Origin of the sequence: Paraburkholderia sp. Ac-20336, from assembly GCF_017105025.1 — a bacterium.
Taxonomy (GTDB): domain Bacteria; phylum Pseudomonadota; class Gammaproteobacteria; order Burkholderiales; family Burkholderiaceae; genus Paraburkholderia.
Genome location: NZ_JAAGPS010000154.1, coordinates 1 through 16,560, shown reverse-complemented (window position 1 = coordinate 16,560; position 16,560 = coordinate 1). Strand labels below are relative to the sequence as shown.

At 63.6% G+C, this 16,560-nt stretch carries 19 protein-coding genes and 1 pseudogene; 13 read left to right on the top strand and 7 right to left on the bottom strand.

The annotated features are described in order from the left end of the window. From GXB81_RS27470 to GXB81_RS27460, 3 genes and pseudogenes are all read left to right on the top strand, one after another. Positions 1 to 489: pseudogene (locus GXB81_RS27470) on the top strand (hypothetical protein); the annotation flags it as partial. A 101-nt stretch (positions 490 to 590) separates the two neighbouring features. After that, positions 591 to 1,514: a hypothetical protein gene (locus GXB81_RS27465; protein ID WP_205990839.1), complete on the top strand. Its 924-nt coding sequence runs from the start codon at positions 591 to 593 to the stop codon at positions 1,512 to 1,514. 214 nt (positions 1,515 to 1,728) lie between these two features. Next, positions 1,729 to 2,046, top strand: a complete 318-nt coding sequence (locus tag GXB81_RS27460; RefSeq protein ID WP_167038756.1) for a high-potential iron-sulfur protein — start codon at positions 1,729 to 1,731, stop codon at positions 2,044 to 2,046. An 89-nt stretch (positions 2,047 to 2,135) separates the two neighbouring features. On the opposite strand, the gene GXB81_RS27455 is transcribed toward GXB81_RS27460, so the two are convergent. After that, on the bottom strand, positions 2,136 to 2,498 hold the full coding sequence (locus tag GXB81_RS27455) for a DOPA 4,5-dioxygenase family protein (RefSeq protein ID WP_167282426.1): 363 nt from the start codon (positions 2,496 to 2,498) through the stop codon (positions 2,136 to 2,138). A 24-nt stretch (positions 2,499 to 2,522) separates the two neighbouring features. Continuing rightward, positions 2,523 to 3,002 carry a GNAT family N-acetyltransferase gene (locus GXB81_RS27450; RefSeq protein ID WP_205990838.1) on the bottom strand — a complete coding sequence of 160 codons (480 nt, stop codon included), beginning with the start codon at positions 3,000 to 3,002 and terminating at the stop codon, positions 2,523 to 2,525. Between the two features lie 786 nt (positions 3,003 to 3,788). Here GXB81_RS27450 and GXB81_RS27445 point away from each other — a divergent pair. After that, positions 3,789 to 3,992 carry a hypothetical protein gene (locus GXB81_RS27445; protein ID WP_205990837.1) on the top strand — a complete coding sequence of 68 codons (204 nt, stop codon included), beginning with the start codon at positions 3,789 to 3,791 and terminating at the stop codon, positions 3,990 to 3,992. Between the two features lie 75 nt (positions 3,993 to 4,067). Further along, positions 4,068 to 4,538, top strand: coding sequence for a hypothetical protein (locus tag GXB81_RS27440; protein WP_205990836.1), 471 nt, complete (start codon positions 4,068 to 4,070; stop codon positions 4,536 to 4,538). A 126-nt stretch (positions 4,539 to 4,664) separates the two neighbouring features. Here GXB81_RS27440 and GXB81_RS27435 read toward each other — a convergent pair whose 3' ends face one another. Next, positions 4,665 to 6,626, bottom strand: coding sequence for a carboxypeptidase-like regulatory domain-containing protein (locus tag GXB81_RS27435; RefSeq protein ID WP_205990835.1), 1,962 nt, complete (start codon positions 6,624 to 6,626; stop codon positions 4,665 to 4,667). Between the two features lie 437 nt (positions 6,627 to 7,063). On the opposite strand from GXB81_RS27435, the gene GXB81_RS27430 reads away from it, so the two are divergent. From GXB81_RS27430 to GXB81_RS27415, 4 genes are all read left to right on the top strand, one after another. Further along, complete coding sequence (locus GXB81_RS27430; RefSeq protein WP_167038746.1) at positions 7,064 to 7,417, top strand: YciI family protein; 354 nt, start codon at positions 7,064 to 7,066, stop codon at positions 7,415 to 7,417. Positions 7,418 to 7,602: 185 nt separating this feature from the next. Then, entirely contained in the window at positions 7,603 to 8,016 is a 414-nt protein-coding gene (locus tag GXB81_RS27425; RefSeq protein ID WP_205990834.1) for a YciI family protein, read from the top strand. A 59-nt stretch (positions 8,017 to 8,075) separates the two neighbouring features. Further along, complete coding sequence (locus tag GXB81_RS27420; protein WP_167038742.1) at positions 8,076 to 8,489, top strand: VOC family protein; 414 nt, start codon at positions 8,076 to 8,078, stop codon at positions 8,487 to 8,489. Between the two features lie 17 nt (positions 8,490 to 8,506). Beyond that, complete coding sequence (locus tag GXB81_RS27415) at positions 8,507 to 9,781, top strand: RNA polymerase sigma factor (protein ID WP_205990833.1); 1,275 nt, start codon at positions 8,507 to 8,509, stop codon at positions 9,779 to 9,781. Between the two features lie 245 nt (positions 9,782 to 10,026). On the opposite strand, the gene GXB81_RS27410 is transcribed toward GXB81_RS27415, so the two are convergent. Further along, positions 10,027 to 10,203, bottom strand: a complete 177-nt coding sequence (locus GXB81_RS27410; RefSeq protein ID WP_167038738.1) for a DUF1427 family protein — start codon at positions 10,201 to 10,203, stop codon at positions 10,027 to 10,029. Between the two features lie 43 nt (positions 10,204 to 10,246). Next, positions 10,247 to 11,221, bottom strand: coding sequence for a zinc-binding alcohol dehydrogenase family protein (locus GXB81_RS27405; protein ID WP_205990832.1), 975 nt, complete (start codon positions 11,219 to 11,221; stop codon positions 10,247 to 10,249). A gap of 290 nt (positions 11,222 to 11,511) precedes the next feature. Here GXB81_RS27405 and GXB81_RS27400 point away from each other — a divergent pair, with 290 nt between their 5' ends. Both GXB81_RS27400 and GXB81_RS27395 read left to right on the top strand, forming a co-directional pair. After that, a complete protein-coding gene (locus GXB81_RS27400) occupies positions 11,512 to 12,606 on the top strand; it encodes a porin (RefSeq protein WP_205990831.1) in 1,095 nt (364 codons plus the stop codon). 181 nt (positions 12,607 to 12,787) lie between these two features. Continuing rightward, positions 12,788 to 13,243, top strand: coding sequence for a VOC family protein (locus GXB81_RS27395; protein ID WP_205990830.1), 456 nt, complete (start codon positions 12,788 to 12,790; stop codon positions 13,241 to 13,243). A gap of 13 nt (positions 13,244 to 13,256) precedes the next feature. On the opposite strand, the gene GXB81_RS27390 is transcribed toward GXB81_RS27395, so the two are convergent. After that, entirely contained in the window at positions 13,257 to 14,201 is a 945-nt protein-coding gene (locus tag GXB81_RS27390; RefSeq protein ID WP_205990829.1) for an AEC family transporter, read from the bottom strand. A gap of 158 nt (positions 14,202 to 14,359) precedes the next feature. On the opposite strand from GXB81_RS27390, the gene GXB81_RS27385 reads away from it, so the two are divergent. Then, a complete protein-coding gene (locus GXB81_RS27385; protein WP_167038728.1) occupies positions 14,360 to 15,226 on the top strand; it encodes a LysR family transcriptional regulator in 867 nt (288 codons plus the stop codon). A gap of 78 nt (positions 15,227 to 15,304) precedes the next feature. On the opposite strand, the gene GXB81_RS27380 is transcribed toward GXB81_RS27385, so the two are convergent. Continuing rightward, positions 15,305 to 16,042 (bottom strand): GNAT family protein, encoded by a 738-nt coding sequence (locus GXB81_RS27380; protein ID WP_205990828.1) that lies wholly within the window; start codon positions 16,040 to 16,042, stop codon positions 15,305 to 15,307. Between the two features lie 110 nt (positions 16,043 to 16,152). Here GXB81_RS27380 and GXB81_RS27375 point away from each other — a divergent pair. After that, positions 16,153 to 16,560 (top strand): winged helix-turn-helix domain-containing protein (locus tag GXB81_RS27375; protein WP_205990827.1); only part of this gene is annotated, 408 nt, incomplete at its 3' end.

Here is a 16,560-nt window from a genome sequence, read left to right as displayed (position 1 = left end):
AGAGGCGAATCGATTGACGGTGTGCGTAACGAGCGAAGCTCCTACTTTTCACCTCGAGGCGTAATCATTGGGGGTGACCCCGACACTGTCGATTTTGTCTATCGTCAACTACTACCACCTGATTCCCTATACGACGTGTATGTCACAGTGACATATAAAGGAAAATACGGACACGACGGTCCCGAATTCCGAAGCCTGCAAAACCCGCGCGACCTGCGCAGTATCAAGATCACCCGCTGGTATTTAACGCCGGAGCAACTTGAGCAGCGTTACCTCGCCAAACGCCAGAAGTACGGCATGATGAACCTGCGCACCGGCATGGCGTGTCCTGAAACAGGCCTATGGGAAAGCTGGACGCAAGCCGGAATAGTCGGCAAGGCGGTGGTACGAGCTGGCGACAGGTTCAAGCCATATCTACGACTCGACATGCCGCCTGCTGACGTGCGCTGGATGTGGGCCAGTGAGTATCGTCCGGAGCGATTGGCTTGATCCGATCCATAAATCGCGGTGTGTCCAATTTTACTGTGGAGATATGGCTGGTTGCTATTTCATGCAAGCCGGCCATTACGGGCTTTACACGCATGCGGAAAATGAGTGCAGTGTTCCTTGTGTTTTTGTTCATGAGCATCCCGACTCTTCAAGCGCAGACCATTCTGCCTTCAGCGACGGGAAGTGACTTGCAGGACATTCCCAAACCCATGTCCGCTCGGGAGCAGGAACAACTGTTGCGCTTCACAGAAATCGGCCTGCAATGGATCGCAGGGCAAATCACGTTCGATGACGTAACACGGCGCCTTGGCAAACCGCAATATCAGTCGGAACAGATAGACCTGGTTAAATACGCGTATTACCAGGAAGGTGTGATGTCGATTTACTTCATCTACAACAAGCTCAAGCTAGTCGATGGAAAACCCTGTATCGATTCCTTTGCCATCAAGATCAGCGATGACATTCACACAAACATACCCTACGAACGCTTCGAAAGCCTGGGTCTGCACCGTCTGGTCCGGGGCGAATCGATAGACGGTGTACGCATCGAACAGGGAGACTTTTTCGTACCAGTCGGAGTCGCCGATGCATCAAGGTTTTACCCCGAGAATTTCTTCGGGTTCAACTATCGTCTTCCAATGCCGCCAGATTCGCTTTTTGATGTGTATGTGGGTCTCGGCTATCTGGGCGAATGGAGAGATCAGGGTGGCGGAGAGGCGAAGCTTTCGAAAGTACGAAAGGCCGTTGATTTACGTAACCTCGGCATCAGCCGTCACTATCTGACACCCGAAGAACTGGAACAACGCCACCTCGCCAAGCGCCAGAAGTACGGCATGATGGATTTGCGCACCGGCATGGTGTGTCCTGAAACAGGCCTATGGGAAAGCTGGACGCAAGCCGGAATAGTCGGCAAGGCGGTGGTACGAGCTGGCGACAGGTTCAAGCCACACCTACGACTCGACATGCCACCTGCCGAAGTACGCTGGATGTGGTCCGGCGAATATCGCCCGGAACGACTGGCCTGATCCGATCCGACCATAAAAGCAGCGGGTCCAAGTCAACCCACCGCATGGCCTCGCTCCATGCGTGATATATATTCGTCTGTCGTTACCTTCTTCAACGAACGCATACCGCGCAACGCTCGCCGCGATCGACCGCGAACCTGCCAATTGCGTCGAACATGGTCCCGCGCCACCCCACACGAGTCCCCATCCGAAACCCATTCAGAGCCATACGGAAATGAAAAAAACATCACGCCGTCATTTTCTTTTGTTGAGCGTCAGCGCGGGTTCAGCGCTCGCACTGTCCCGCACCGCTTTCGCGGCCAGCCCGGCCAATATGCTGAGCGAATCCGATCCGCAAGCGAAGGCGGTCGGCTATACCGAGGACGCATCGAAAGTCGATAAGGCGAAATTCCCGAACTTCGCGGCCGGGCAATCGTGCGCGACGTGTTCGCTATTCCAGGGCAAGGCGTCGGATACGTACGGCGGCTGCACGTTGTTCGGCGACAAGCAGGTCGCGTCGCGTGGCTGGTGTAGCTCGTATTCGAACATGTAAGCGAACATGCAAGCGGGCACGATAACGCAATGACACCATGACGCAATAACGCGTCGCCCGCCTTCCTCGAACGATATCGAGCGCCCCGCCTACATCAACGCCTTCAACACCAGTTGATACGACCGGCCAATCCACACCGCCGCATCACGATGATCGCGCAAGGCATCGCCGGTATTCGGATGCAGAAACACGTCGAGCGCGCCGTGATTGAGCGTGAGCCAGCCGACCACGTCGCCGAACTGCGCCTGCGTGAACGCGAGCTGATACGACCACATCGGATGCGGGCCGACCGGCCGTTCGTGAAAGCGGCCGATCTGCAGCTTGTCGCCCCAGTGTGCCGCGATCTGCTCGCGTAACGTCCATGCGGCGTCGCGGCTTGCCGCATCGAAATAGATGTGTGCGTGCCAGCTTTCGATAGCTGACGAATCACGAAAGATCGTATCGGTGTTCATGCTGTACCTGTCTTTATCCGACATTCATTCTGCTTCGCTTTCCGCCGCGGCGCGCGGTGCGAGGCGCATGTGAAACTGGGTCTCATCCTCGCCGACGGTCTCGAAGCCGAGGCGCTCGTACAGCCGTTTCGCGCGATTGCCCTTGAGTACGTGCAATGTGACCGGCAGCGCATCGGCCTCGGCGGCGCGCAGCACGATGCGCAGCACCTGCCCGCCGATGCCGCGTCCTTGCAACGCCGGTGCGATCTGCAATTGTTCGACGAACCATCCGTTGTCGCTGCGATACGCCTTGAGCAGACCCGCAGGCGCGCCGTCGATGCAGATCACCTGCGCCACCTCGTAGCGATGCAGCAGGCGCGCGCGATGGGCGTCGGTCGGTTCGCCGGCTCGGTCGAGATGCTCGGTCATCGTGGCCTTGCGTAGCGCGAGCAGAAACGCTTCGTCGTCGGGGAGCGCGGGACGCAGGCTCAGGCTGGATCGTTCTGCTGTGAATCGGGCGGACATATCGGCAATTTTTTCGGCGCGTTCGGGCGCGTTTCGGCGCATGGAGCGCGAATAAGAATTGTCGCGCCGGCCGCGTCTTTTTACCACGCGATCATCCCGGCCTTGCCACTTTGTCATGCAACGCGGACATCCGGCGCTCGAACGAGCCGTCACGCGCGAGGCGTGCGTTCCGGCGATAGAAGATGTTTGCGGACGGGCGCAAACGTATCACCGCGAGCGCTACAAGAAAAAATGCCCGCACGTTCCCTCCACTTACGTCTGACCAAAGTCCCGTTGTTACATCGATTCGGCAAATTAACCCGCCAATGCCCCTCGCTTCGCGCAATTGCTTCCGTATGTGCTCGCCTACACTGTTTTCCATGGAGCGACAAATCACCGAGCCCATCGACGCACTCTTCTTCTGCGTCGTGTTTGAACCGTACCGTTGATGGCCGTACGCCGTGGCAGTCGAGCGCGGCGAGCAGCAGGGCAGTGGCAGTTCGCAGTGAGCAGTTGCATGGGTAGTACGCAGTAGACGCACCGCAGTAGAGGCAGTGAACACACCGCGCAATCCACCCAGAAAAACAGGCGCGAATCAGCAGGGGGCGGCCAGGCGCAGTTAAAAACGAGGGGCCGGCTGTATGCAGTAGCAGTACCCGCGCATACGGTAGAAATTGCAGTCGCCGTAAAGTAGCGGGTTGAAGCGAATGTTTCAAACAATGTTTGACGCAGCAGTCATCGCGGTAGCAGTACACGTAGCAACAGCTTTGCAGGTTTGGTGGTTAGAAGTCGGCAGGCTCCACGCACATGTACGACGGTTCCATCCTGTCAGCCCTGTTCCTCGCGGAACAGGGTTTTTTTTCGTCATCGTGGATTGCCCGACTTGTTTCCGGCGGGTTCGAACCGATATGCGGGCATTGCATTCTGCGCTACGGTCAGGCAATGGCGGGCAACGCAGCAACGCTTCGTGCGTTGCGTGGTGAACTGACGGGCGCCAGATGCGTCGGATGAGAGAGAGCGGCGTTTGCCGCCGGCGCGGACCGGAATCGGGCCGCGCAGGAGCAGTGAGAAGGAGAATGAATCGATATGTCCAGTAAATCGCGAGTTCGCAAGCACGGCCGGTCGGCCATGTCCCCGTTATTGCGCGCGTTGACCCATAGCCGCACCGCCCACGAACCGGTCACGCAGACGATGCTGCTGCAAGCCTATGCCGCGCTCGATGCTTTCCGCCGCGGCCACGGCGCGCGCGGCTCGCATACGACACTGAGCCGGCATCTGCTGATATCGCAGGAACTGGCGCGGCTTGGTCTCGGCGAGGACGCGTTTGCCGACATCGAAAGCGCGCATGCGGCGATGGTGCGGCTCGACGCGCGCGAGCGCGAAAGCGGCCGCTGGTCGCTCGAAGACGACGACTACGCGCGCCTGTGTACCGCGCTGGCGATTTTCGACGGCCAGTTGTCGGCGGCCTCGCTGAGCGAAATCGCGAACGCGGAAGCGAAAATGATTGAACGTCTGATGCGGTCCGCGCAGGTGCATTCGCTCGCCGAAGCGGTCTGAGCGAGCGGCAACACACCGACACACAGCATACGAAAAACGAAAAACGCCCCAACGTGGGGCGTTTTTCGTATTCGGCGCGCGTGAGGCAAAAACGCGCGCAAGACGAGACACATCCAGCCCTGGTCGTCAGTCGTTGTACTGCGTAACGTCGTGGAACGCGATGCCGTCCCGTCCGCCGCCAAGATCGATGAGCCGCGAGCCGCCCGTGGCCAGCGCCGGGAACGGGCAGTTCGTGCAACTCTGCGTGCCCGATGCATCCACGCCCGCGCTGACCGTCGTCTGATATTGCCCCACTGTCGTGTTGTTCGGCTGGCCGACCGAGAAACCGTCGACGGCTTCGAGACCCGCTGTTGTCTGCGCGGTCGCCTGAATCTGCGCCGACGTGACCGGATACGCGGGATTGATCCCGTTGACGAGGCTCGACCACGTTACGCTCAGCGCGTACTGTGCGGCAGCGAGTTGCGTGCCCGGCGTGAGGAACTGCGTCGTCGCGTCGTTCATCGCCAGCGACGGCCAGGCGACCGAGCCGCCGGCCGCCGCGCCGAGCGGACTGCCCGGATTGATCACCGCCGCTTGCCCGAGCTGCGCGCCGTTTTTGTCGTAGAACGTCACGGTGTAGGTCGAATAGAGCGGCACGCTGCCCGCATCGAGCGCTTGCGCCGCGTAGTCGCCGCTCGACGCGGGCGGCGTGAAGCTCGCCGTCGACGAGAGCGACTGCCACGACCAGCGGTACAGCGAGGTGTTGCTTGTGGTCGTCGCGGGCGCGATGGGCGGCGCGCTCAGCATGCTATCGGCAAGACCGAGCGTGCCGCTGCCCGACGCGCTGCGCGGCATCAGCCACACGGGCGCGGCAAGGCCCGGCCCCGTGACCGACGCCGAATAGACGTTCGGATTCGCGGCGGCCGGGATCGAAATGTCGAGCCCGGATTCGTAACGGTTCACGTCGTTCAGGCGCGTATCGAGGAACGTGCGGCGCTCGATTTGCGACTTGATCGCCACCGCGAACGACGACTGATCGCCGATCAGGTCCCAGCCGAGCTGCGCGCCGTTCGCGAGCGCGACCGGCGTGGCGACTGGCTGCGCGATGCTGTAGAGCACGGCGGGCGTGCCGCTCGCCAGCGTGAGCGGCAACTGCACGAGCGCGAGCTGCTGGCCGTTGCGCGCGAAAAAGGCGAGCGTCTTCGGCGAACCGAACACCGCACCGGTCAGCACCGCGTCCGTCAGGCCGTGCGCGATCGCAAGATCGGTCGAACCGCTTTCCTTGTAGTCGGCGTCGATGGCGGGCGCGCACGACGCGTTGAGCGTGCCGCTCGCGGCACACGCGGTAAGCAGCGCCGCGAGCGGCTCCAGATAGTTCGCCGCTACCGGCGACGCGGCGAGCACCGTGCCCTGCGCGGTCTTGTTGTCGAGCGCGACGGCCGTGCCCGGCGCCGCGTTCGACACGAGCGACGAGCCGCCGTTGGCGCTCGTCACGACCGAGACCGAATCGATCACCGCATCGGCGCCCGTGTGATTCGGCGTGAACGCGGTGCCGACCGGATCGAAGCCGGCCATCTGGATGCCGTTCTGTGCGAGCAGGTTCGCGAGGATCGTGTCGAGCGTGATCGTGGCGATCTGCACGGAGGGCAGCGTGACTTTCGCGAGCGCGCTGCTTGCGGCGAGATCGAACGGGTTGCCCGAACTCGTGAGCATCGCGGCGAGCGCGGTGGTCAGCGTGGTGACGTTGGCGACGGCCGGCGCGCTGCCGGCCGGCAGCCGCGCGACGACGGATGCGAGCGGCGCGGCAAGGCCGCCCGGCGCGCTGGCGATAATGAAAAACGGCAAGGTCATGCCCTTGACCGCGATGCTGTACGCACCCTGCGTGTCGGTCGTGGCGGTGGCCTGCTTGCCGGCCGCGTCGATCAGCGTGACGCTGGCGCCGACGAGCGCAGTGCCGGCCGCGACGGTGCCGCTTATCGAGGTCGCGGTCGCGGCCGGCGTGCTTGACGATCCCGAGCCGGCATCGCCGCCTCCGCCGCAACCGCCGAGTTGAAGAAAGACAAAGGCGATGGCGGCTGCGATGCCGGTGCGCACGGTTGGTCGGTGCATGAAGTCCCCTGAGGCTCGGATTGTTCGATTTGTCGCGATGCCCGTGCATGAGGCGAGGCCGCGAATCGCGGTCACGCGGTGATGCGGTTTGGCGGCGGGATGGTGAAGCGGCCGTTTTAGCGCGGGTTCGAGCGATCCCGGAGAATACTTCAAAGCGGCGTCGGCGTGTCGCGCATGCAAATGAGTTGTGCGGGCTGCTTATCAGGTTGTCGATGGGCTGCCTGCGGGTACGGGCGTACGGGTGTACGGAGGGAGTGTCCGCAAAAGCTCGGCGCAAACGCGCGGCAGCGGGCAACCCCGCGCCCCGCTGCCGCGCGTTTGCCGCTGTCATTCTCGCTTGCTAGACTGGCTTGGCCTGTTTGCCGCCGCCGCGCGCGTGGTATGCGCCGGCGCTCGGCATCGACCACCGACGCTCCCTGACGACAACTGGAAACGCCATGTCCTATATGCTCCTCATCGTCGAACCCCCGAATCAACGCGCCGAACGTGGCGAAGCCGCGGGCCGCGAAGTCTACGGCCAGATGGTGCAGTTCGCCGAGGGCTTGAAGGCGCGCGGCAAGCTGCTCGCGGCCGAATCGCTGACGTCGCAGAGCGATGCCGTGCGCGTGCAGGTGCGCGACGGCCAGCCGAAGCTCGTCGACGGTCCGTTCGCCGAGGCGAAGGAAATGATCGGCGGCTTCTTTCTGCTCGACTGCGAGACGCGCGAAGAGGCGCTGGCGATCGCCGAGGCCTGCCCGGCCGCCGCGTGGTGCACGGTCGAGGTCCGCCAGCTCGGGCCGTGCTTCAAGTAGCGGCACGCGCATCTTTTAAGTACTTTCCCTGGGGCCCTGTCGCGGATGTCGATCGGGCCGCGCATGGCTCGTCGTGTGAATAAGGAGAGAACCCGGACGGCCTGGGGCTTGGGGCTTGGTGTGGCCGCCGCCGGATCGCGACCGACTCAGAACATCAATCATTCATAAAAAATGGAGCAACGACGATGCGATTCATGATCCTGGTCAAGGCCACGGCCGCGAGCGAAGCGGGCGAGATGCCCGAGGCGTCGCTGATCGCCGCGATGGGCGCGTACCACGAACAGCTGGCCCAAGCCGGCGTGCTGCTCGACGCAACCGGTTTGCAGCCGAGTTCGAAAGGCTGGCGCGTGCGCTACAGCGGCGGCCAGCGCACGGTCGTCGACGGGCCGTTTGCGGAAACCAAGGAGCTGATCGCCGGCTACACGCTGATCCAGGTGCGCTCGCGCGAGGAAGCGATGGAGTGGGCGCGGCGTTTTCCCGCGCCGTTCGGCGAGCAGGCCGAGGGCGAGATCGAAGTGCGGCAACTGTTCGAACTCGACGACTTCGAGCCGGGCCCGGAAATAGACAACTTCCGCAAACTGGAAGCACAGCGGCGCTGAAACGCCGCTGAAACGCCGCTGAACGCACGAGCCTCTCCGACTACCGACTGGACGCCATCATGCACAAGCAGATCTACATCAATCTCGCGGTCGACGACCTCGAACGCTCGAAGGCATTTTTCAGTGCGCTCGGCTTAAGCTTCGAACCGCGCTTTTCCAATGAGCAGGCCGCGTGTCTGGTTCTCGGCGAGAACATCTTCGCGATGCTGCTCGTCAAGAACATGTTCAAGGATTTCACGCACAAGCCGCTTGCCGATCCGAAGACAGGCACCGAGGTGCTCGTGTGCCTGTCGTGCGAAAGCCGCGCGGAAGTGGACGCGCTCGTCGCGAAGGCGCTGGCCGCGGGCGGCACCGCGCCGCGCGCGCCGCAGGACCACGGCTTCATGTACGGGCACGGCTTCGAGGACCTCGACGGCCATATATGGGAACTCGCGTACATGGACCCGAACGCGCAGCCACCGGCAGCGGCCTAAGGCTTGAGGCGAAGTCCGTGACGATACAGGCCACCCATCGTGCGATCGAAGCTGTGTGGCGCATCGAGGCCGCGAAGGTCATCGCGCACGTCGCGCGGATCGTGCGCGACGTCGGGCTGGCCGAGGAACTCGCGCAGGATGCGCTGGTGGCCGCGCTCGAACATTGGCCGGACGCGGGCGTGCCCGACAATCCCGGAGCCTGGCTGATGACGACCGCGAAAAACCGCGCGCTCGACCGCTTGCGCCAGGACGCGCTGCATACGCGCAAGCGCGAGGAGCTGGGCCACGACCTCGACGCGTTCGAGGCACACGTGGTGCCCGATTTCGTCGATGCGCTCGATGCCGCGCGCGCCGACGACATCGGCGACGATCTGCTGCGGCTCATCTTCACCGCGTGCCATCCGGTGCTCTCGACCGATGCGCGCGTCGCGCTCACGCTGCGCCTGCTCGGCGGCCTGACCACCGAGGAAATCGCGCGCGGCTTTCTCGTGCCCGAGCCGACCATCGCGCAGCGGATCGTGCGCGCGAAGCGCACGCTGTCGGCGGCACGCGTGCCGTTCGAAGTGCCGCAGGCCGATGCGCGCGCGGCGCGCCTTGCGTCGGTGCTGCAGGTGATCTATCTGATCTTCAACGAAGGCTACTCGGCTACGGCCGGCGACGACTGGATGCGTCCCGCGCTATGCGAGGAAGCGCTGCGGCTCGGCCGCGTGCTGAGCGGGCTCGTGCCCGGCGAAAGCGAGGTACATGGCCTCGTCGCGCTGATGGAGATTCAGGCCTCGCGCATGCGCGCGCGCACCGATGCGCAGGGGCGTCCCGTGCTGCTGCTCGATCAGGATCGCAGCCGCTGGGACCCGCTGCTGATCCGCCGCGGACTCGCTGCGCTGGAGAACGCGCATGCGCTCGGCGGCGCGAGCGGGCCGTATGCGTTGCAGGCCGCGCTCGCCGCGTGTCATGCGCGCGCGCGGCGCGCCGACGAGACCGACTGGGCGCGGATCGTTGCGCTCTACGATGCGTTGGCGCAGGTCGCGCCGTCGCCGGTGGTCGAGTTGAATCGCGCGGTGGCGGTGGGGATGGCGTTCGGCGCTGCGGCCGGCCTCGAGATTGCCGATGCGCTTGCCGCCGATGCGGCGCTCGCGAATTATCACTGGCTGCCGAGCGTGCGCGGCGATCTGCTCGTCAAGCTCGGCCGTATCGACGAAGCGCGCGCCGAGTTCGAGCGCGCGGCCGCGATGACACGCAATGCGCGCGAGCGTGACTTGCTGCTCGACCGTGCGCGCGGGCTGGCGAATTGAAGCTTATTTGACGCTCATGTATTGAAGCGCGCGCCGCTGCAAGGCAGCTTGCTTCGCGCTTACCGCGCAACGTACGTTGCCGCAAATACGGCAACCCGTACCGCAACAAGCGTGCTAAGTGTGCCGGCCTCAACGCATCCATTGCCGCCCGTTCTCCGAGGCGACGCTTTGCTGGTCGTCGCCGGGCGGCGCGCGGGTCCGCTGGCCTCAATCTTAGCGTGTGACGACCGGCGTGCGCTGTCGCTTCAATGCAGACCCGACGCGAGCCACGTCCGCACGAGCGGAAGCAGATGTTCGCCACCGAGCATGCCGAGCAGTCCGACGAGCGCGACGGTCGGCGGCGCGGGCGATTTCACGTCGAGCACGCTGTAGAGCAGCCCGACCAGCACACCGGCGGCGAGCGAGATCAAATACGCTTTCATGGTTCGGGTACCTATGCGAAGGTTGGCGGGGGCGAGCGGTTCGTCAGTGCTCGTTCATGCGAATCACGACGCGGCCGCGCGTGCCGCTTGCGACCGCTTCATACGCTTCGCGCGCGCGTTCGAGCGGGAATTCCTGCGCGATGGCGGGAGCGCTCAGCTTGCCGTTTTCGAAGCCTTCGACGAGCGCCGTCATCAGCGGCGCCGATTCCGCGACGCCGAGCTTCGCGCTGTCCACACCGAGCAATTGTGTCTCGTTGTGATAGAAATCGATCAGATCGAATTCGACGCGGCGCTTGCCCGTGCCGCTGATTTCGAGCACGCGGCCGCGCCGTTTCGCGAGACTCAGCGCGGTTTCGAACGCGACGCCGCCAACCGTGTCGTAGACCACGTCCGCGCCCGCGCCGCCGGTCAGTTCGCGCAGGCGTTCGGTGGCGCGTTCGTCAAACGGCACGTAGGCGTCGATGAGGCGGCCAGCTGGCGTGTTCGCATCGAGCGGACGACGGTCGAGCGCGATCACGCGCGCGCCGCGTGCCTTCGCAATCTGCACGACCGCACCGCCGACGCCGCCGCCCGCGCCGATCACGGCAATCGTTTCGCCGGCCTGCACGCGCGCGTATTCGACGGTGCCGAGCCACGCGACCACGAAGTTCACGCCGATCGCCGCCGCTTGCGCGTGACTCAGCGTGGCAGGCTTGCGCGACAACGCCGCGAGCGGCACCTCGATGAACTCGGCATGCGTGCCGTCGCGCGTGAAGCCGATGTCGCCGCCGGTGCCCCACACCTCGGCGCCGAGCCAGTCCTGCGGGCCATCCACGACCACGCCGCTAAAGTCGCGACCGGGTATGCGCGGCAGGGCCGTGTGTTCGAAGTGTCCCGACACGTTCTTTACGTCGCTCGGATTGACCGAGGCCGCCATGACACGCACGACCGCGTGCTGCGCATCGGCCTGCGGCGTCGGCAGATCGACGTATTCGAGCACTTCAGGGTTGCCAAAGGATTTGAACTGGATCGCTTTCATCGTGCGTTGCTCCGGTTGTTTGCGCTGCGTCGTGCAGCGAATGGAGCCTAGTCTAAGTGACGCAGGCAAAGGCATCAGGACAAGGGTTTTCGAATTTCGGACAAGACGCGGGTTGGCGCAGCCGGGTCCGACTAACCGGTTATCGGGGCAAAGCGATGTCCGCTAAATGACCGTTGTTCAAAACACTCAATAACAACACCTGAAATCTTGGCGAAAGCTTCCCACCCTAGAATCGCGAGTCATCAAAAGGTACTTAAAAAACGCGGTATTCAGGGCGCACGGGGAAAAAAATGAACTTGGCGAAAGGCCTCTTCTTATCCGCACTTGGCTTGCTGACGAGCGGCGCCTATGCGCAGAGCAGCGTCGCACTCTACGGCTCCATCGACGAAGGGCTCGAATACGTCAGCAACATCGGAGGCCACTCCGCCTACGCTTTGGTGAGCGGCACCCAGCAACTCGGCAATCGCTGGGGACTGAAAGGAAGAGAGGACCTCGGCGGCGGTCTCAGCGCGGTCTTTCAACTCGAAAACGGTTTCAGCATCAACAACGGCAGCGCATTGCCGAACGGACAATTGTTCGGCCGTCAGGCCTATCTCGGCCTCGCGTCGAACCGCTTCGGCACGCTGACGTTCGGGCGGCAATACGATTCGATCGTCGACTACGTCTCGCCGCTCACCGCCGCGGGCGCTTGGGGCGGCACGCTGTTCTCGCATCCGTTCGATGCCGACAACGTCAACGAATCGTTCCGTATCAACAATGCGGTGAAATACAGCAGCGCCGATTACGCGGGATTGCAGTTCGGCGGCCTGTATGGATTCAGTAATCAGGCGGGCGCCTTCGCCGACAATCGAGCCTGGAGCCTCGGCGCGCGCTATCTGAACGGGCCGCTGTCGGTTGCCGCCGCGTATCTGGACATCGACGGCGCGAGCGCCAACTCGAGCGGCGCCGTCGTCGGCTCGCCGTATCTGTCGGCGGAGCAGCGCGTCGCGGGTGTTGGCGCGAACTATACGATCGGACCCGCGGTGCTCGGCCTCGTGTACACGCACACCGATATCGTCGATCGTCCGACTGTGCCCGTCAGCACCGTGAAGTTCGACAACTTCGAATTCAACGCGAAGTACAACATCACGGCCGCATGGTATGTCGCCGCGATGTATCTTTACACCGACGAGTCGATTTCCTATTTGGGCGTCCGCAATTCGCCGCACCGCAATCAGTTTGGCCTGATGGCCGACTATCGGCTCTCGAAGCGTACCGACCTGTACGCGCAGGGCGTCTATCAGAAAGCCTCGGGGCACGACGTGTTCGCGGCGATCGGCGACAATGCCGAATCGTCGTCGAAGAACCAGGCGGTGGCGCGCGTCGGTATTCGCACGTCGTTCTAACTTTTTGGCGTAGTCGGCGTAGTTATAGAAAAAGCCTGCAATCCTCACCGGGTTGCAGGCTTTTTCATTTCATCACGACACCTTGCTCACGCACCGGACTCGCCAGGGCGATGCTTGAAGTGGTCCGCCAACAGCCGTACATTATGCTCACTCGCAAGCGGACTCTTTGGGAGTACTGGGAATGAACCGTCAACATGTTACGTTGGACCAGATCAACATCGTAAGCGGCGATGTTGAAGCGTCGATCGCGTTTTATCGTCGGCTAGGTGTCGATATCCCGGAGCAGCGCGTTTGGCGCACTGCAAGCGGGGCTCATCACGTTGGCGTTGGAGAGGACGGGAATGCGGCAATCGATTTCGATCTCGACAGTGTGGGCTTTGCCCGGATCTGGAATAGCGGTTGGCAGGGGCGCCAGGATCTCCGCGGCAAAGTCGTTGTCGGCTTCAAGCTCCCATCGCGCGATGCGGTCGACACCACGTATGCCGATCTGACCAGCGCCGGTTACACCGGACTTCAGGCACCTTATGACGCATTCTGGGGGGCGCGATATGCCGTCGTCGAAGACCCTGATGGGGTTGCCGTTGGCCTGATGAGCCCGCCCGTTGCGGAACTACGCTCCGCGCCGCCGGAAGTCTGATTTCGCGCGCCGCTCAGGTGCGATGTCCCATCAACGCCAGCAGTAGCGACAACGTCACCACCGAGCCCACCGTCGAAAGCAGAATCGTGCGCGACGTGATGTGCGCTTCACGTTCGTAGAACTCCGCGAGCATGAACGGCCCGGTGCCGGTCGGCAAGGCGGCGAGCACGACCGCCATTTCGACCAGCATCGGCGGGAGCCCGAACACGCGCGCCGCGAGCCACCACGTCAGCGCGGGCTGGCCGATCAGCTTGGCGCCGGTCAGCCACAGCGAGACGCTGCCCGCGCCGGCGTCGGACGGACGTTTTTCGGCGAGAAAGAGGCCGAGGCTCACGAGCGCGCACGGGCTCGCCGCGCCGGCGAGCAGCTTCAGGAACGTGTCCGCGCTCGCGGGCATTGCGATGTGCAGGCTCGCGAACAGCACGCCGGCGATCGGCGAGACGATCAGCGGATTGCGCGCGAGCGAGCGCAGCACCTTGAGGCCGAGCTTGTGCGGCGTGCGCTCGGTTTGCAGGCCGATTTCGATCAGCACGATCGCGAACGCAAACAGCACGCACGCGACGAGGATCGTCGCGATCGTGGTCGGCGTGAGGCTCGCCTGGCCGAACGCGATCACGCCGAGTGGAAAGCCGATATAGCCGGTGTTCGGATACGAGGCCGCAATTGCGTCGACACTCGCGTCGGCGAGGTGCCGGCCCTTCAGCAGGCGTATCGCGAGGATCAGCACGAACACGGCCACGCAGGCAATCGAAAACGTCGCGACGAAGGCCGGCTGATAAAGCTGCTGCCAGGTCGCGTGCGCCATCGTGTTGAAGAGCAGCGCCGGCAGCGCGAGCCACACCACGAATCGATTCAGTTCGGAAGCGGAGTGCGGTCCGAGCACGCCGCGCCGGCGGCACGCGAAGCCCGCGAAAATCAGGCCGAAAACGGGAAGCAGAATCTCGAGAGTGGCTAACATCGGTGTAAAAAATCGTGCGAAAAGTGCCGGGCGAGCGACGGTGAATGGGTACGGCGAATGGGGCGATCCGCCAGCGTAGTGGTTTACGTTGATACAATCCAATACTGTTTTCGAGCTTCAGCAATACCTTTTCTGCATCGTTAATCCGCGAGGGTATCGTGATCGACATCAAGCCGTTGCGCTACTTCGTGACGCTCGCCGAAACGCGTCATTTCGGCCGTGCCGCGGCGCGTCTGAATCTGTCGCAACCGCCGTTGAGCCGGCAACTCGCGGCGCTGGAGGCGAGCCTCGGCGTGAAGCTGATCGAGCGCAACCCGCGCAGCGTCACGTTGACTGCTGCCGGCGAGCGCTTTTATGCCGACGCGCTCGCGATTCTCGCCTCGGTGGAGCAGGCGGTTAGCAATGCCCAGGCCGCCGCGCACGGCGAGGCCGGCAAGCTCGCGATCGGCTTCACGATGTGCTCGGCGTATAGCGTCGTGCCTGGCTACGCGCGCACGTTCGGCGCCGCGTATCCCGAGGTCGAGTTGAAGCTGCGCGAAGTGGTGTCGAACGACCTGGCCGAGCAACTGCACGCCGGTCAGATCGATGCGGCGATCATGTTTCCGAACGTGCCCGACAAGGGACTCGAAACGCGCACGATTCTCAGCGAGCCGCTGTGCGTGGCGCTTGCGCGCAGCCATCCGCGGGCGCGCGCGCGGCGCCTGAAGATCGGGCAGCTGGCGGGCGAGCCGTTCGTGCTCGCGTCGGAAGAAGTCGCGCCGAGTCTGCGCGCGACGATTCTCGACCATTGCCGCTCGGGCGGCTTCGAGCCGGACATCCGCTTCGAGGTGCAGTTGCAGCAGACGGTGCTGAGCCTCGTCGACGAAGGCGTGGGCGTCGCGCTCGTGCCTTCGTCGATGCGCAAGGCGCAGTTGGCTGGCGTGGTGTTCAGGCCGCTCGTCGATGCGCCGTTGATCGAGCAGGTGCTCGCGTGGTCGCCGGCGAATCGTAATCCGTGTCTGGTGAGGTTTCTGGAGATGGCGTGAGGAGGGCGAGCTTTCTGCAAAAAACAGCGCGCCCCTACCCTGCCACGCGTTGCCGTTCACTCCATCCACCACGCCCCATCAAACGTCCTTCCCACCCACCGCCCGCTGCTGCGCAATCAGATCCGCGAGCCGTGCAACCTGCTGCCCTTGCGCATCGAAGTTGCCCGCTTCGAGCCAGCGCGTATAACACGCACGCAACTGCGGCCATTCTTTATCGAGGATCGAAAACCACGCCGTATCGCGATTGCGTTCGCGATACACGATCGCTTGGCGGAAGATGCCCTCGAACGTAAATCCATAGCGCAACGCGGCCGCGCGCGACGGTTCGTTCAGCGAATCGCATTTCCACTCGAAGCGCCGATAGCCGAGCGTGTCGAACACTTCGCTCATCAGCAGGAACATCGCTTCGGTGGCGCCGCGCGTGCGCTTCACGCGCGGCGAGTACGTGACGTGGCCGACTTCGATCACGCCGTTCGCCGAGTCGATGCGCATCAGCGCGAACGTGCCGACGGCCTTGCCGGTCGCGAGATCGATCAGCGCGTAATGGCGCGGGTCCGCCGACGCCGCCATGCGCGTCAGGTGCTCGCGATACGCTGCGAGACTGTCGAACGGACCGACCGCGAGATAGGTCCAGTCGCGGCTATCGGCGGCCGAGCTGTAGGCCTCGAACAGGTCCGCTGCGTGACGCTCGACGTCGACCGGTTCGATGCGGCAATAGCGGCCCGCCAGCGGTTCGCGGCGCGGGGGCTGCGCGCCTTGCCAGCCCGGTACGGGCGCGCCGATCGGCTGCGCGAACGCGTTGAGTCTCGGTTCCATGTCTGCTCTCCTTGTCGGATGAAATGAGTCGTCGATGATGGAGTACGATACGGCAAACGTGGCATGTTCAAAAGAGCCATGAAGCGCTTATTCGATAGGTCCAGCCAACGATGATCGAAATCATAGGTCCGCTTGTTCATGCGACGAACGCCGAGGGCACGGGCAAACCGGCGTCGCTGCAAAAGCAGTTGATCGAGCGTTTGCAACAGGCGATTCTCACGGGCCGTTTGCCGGCCGGCTCGCTGCTGCCTTCGTCGCGTTTGCTTGCGACCGAAATGGGCGTGTCGCGCAACACGGTCGTGATCGCCTACGAGCATCTGGCCGCGGTCGGCTACGTGTTTGCCGACCGCAAGGGTACGCGCGTAAGCCGGCTGTCGAACCTTGCCGCACGCGGCGCGGCACCGCTGCGTTCCGCCGCGTCCGAGGTCGCCTACGCGGCGCGTGTCGGCCAGTTCGCGGCGACGCGCGCGCCCACCGAAGACAGCTATGCGCTGACGCCCGGCACGCCCGCGCTCGAA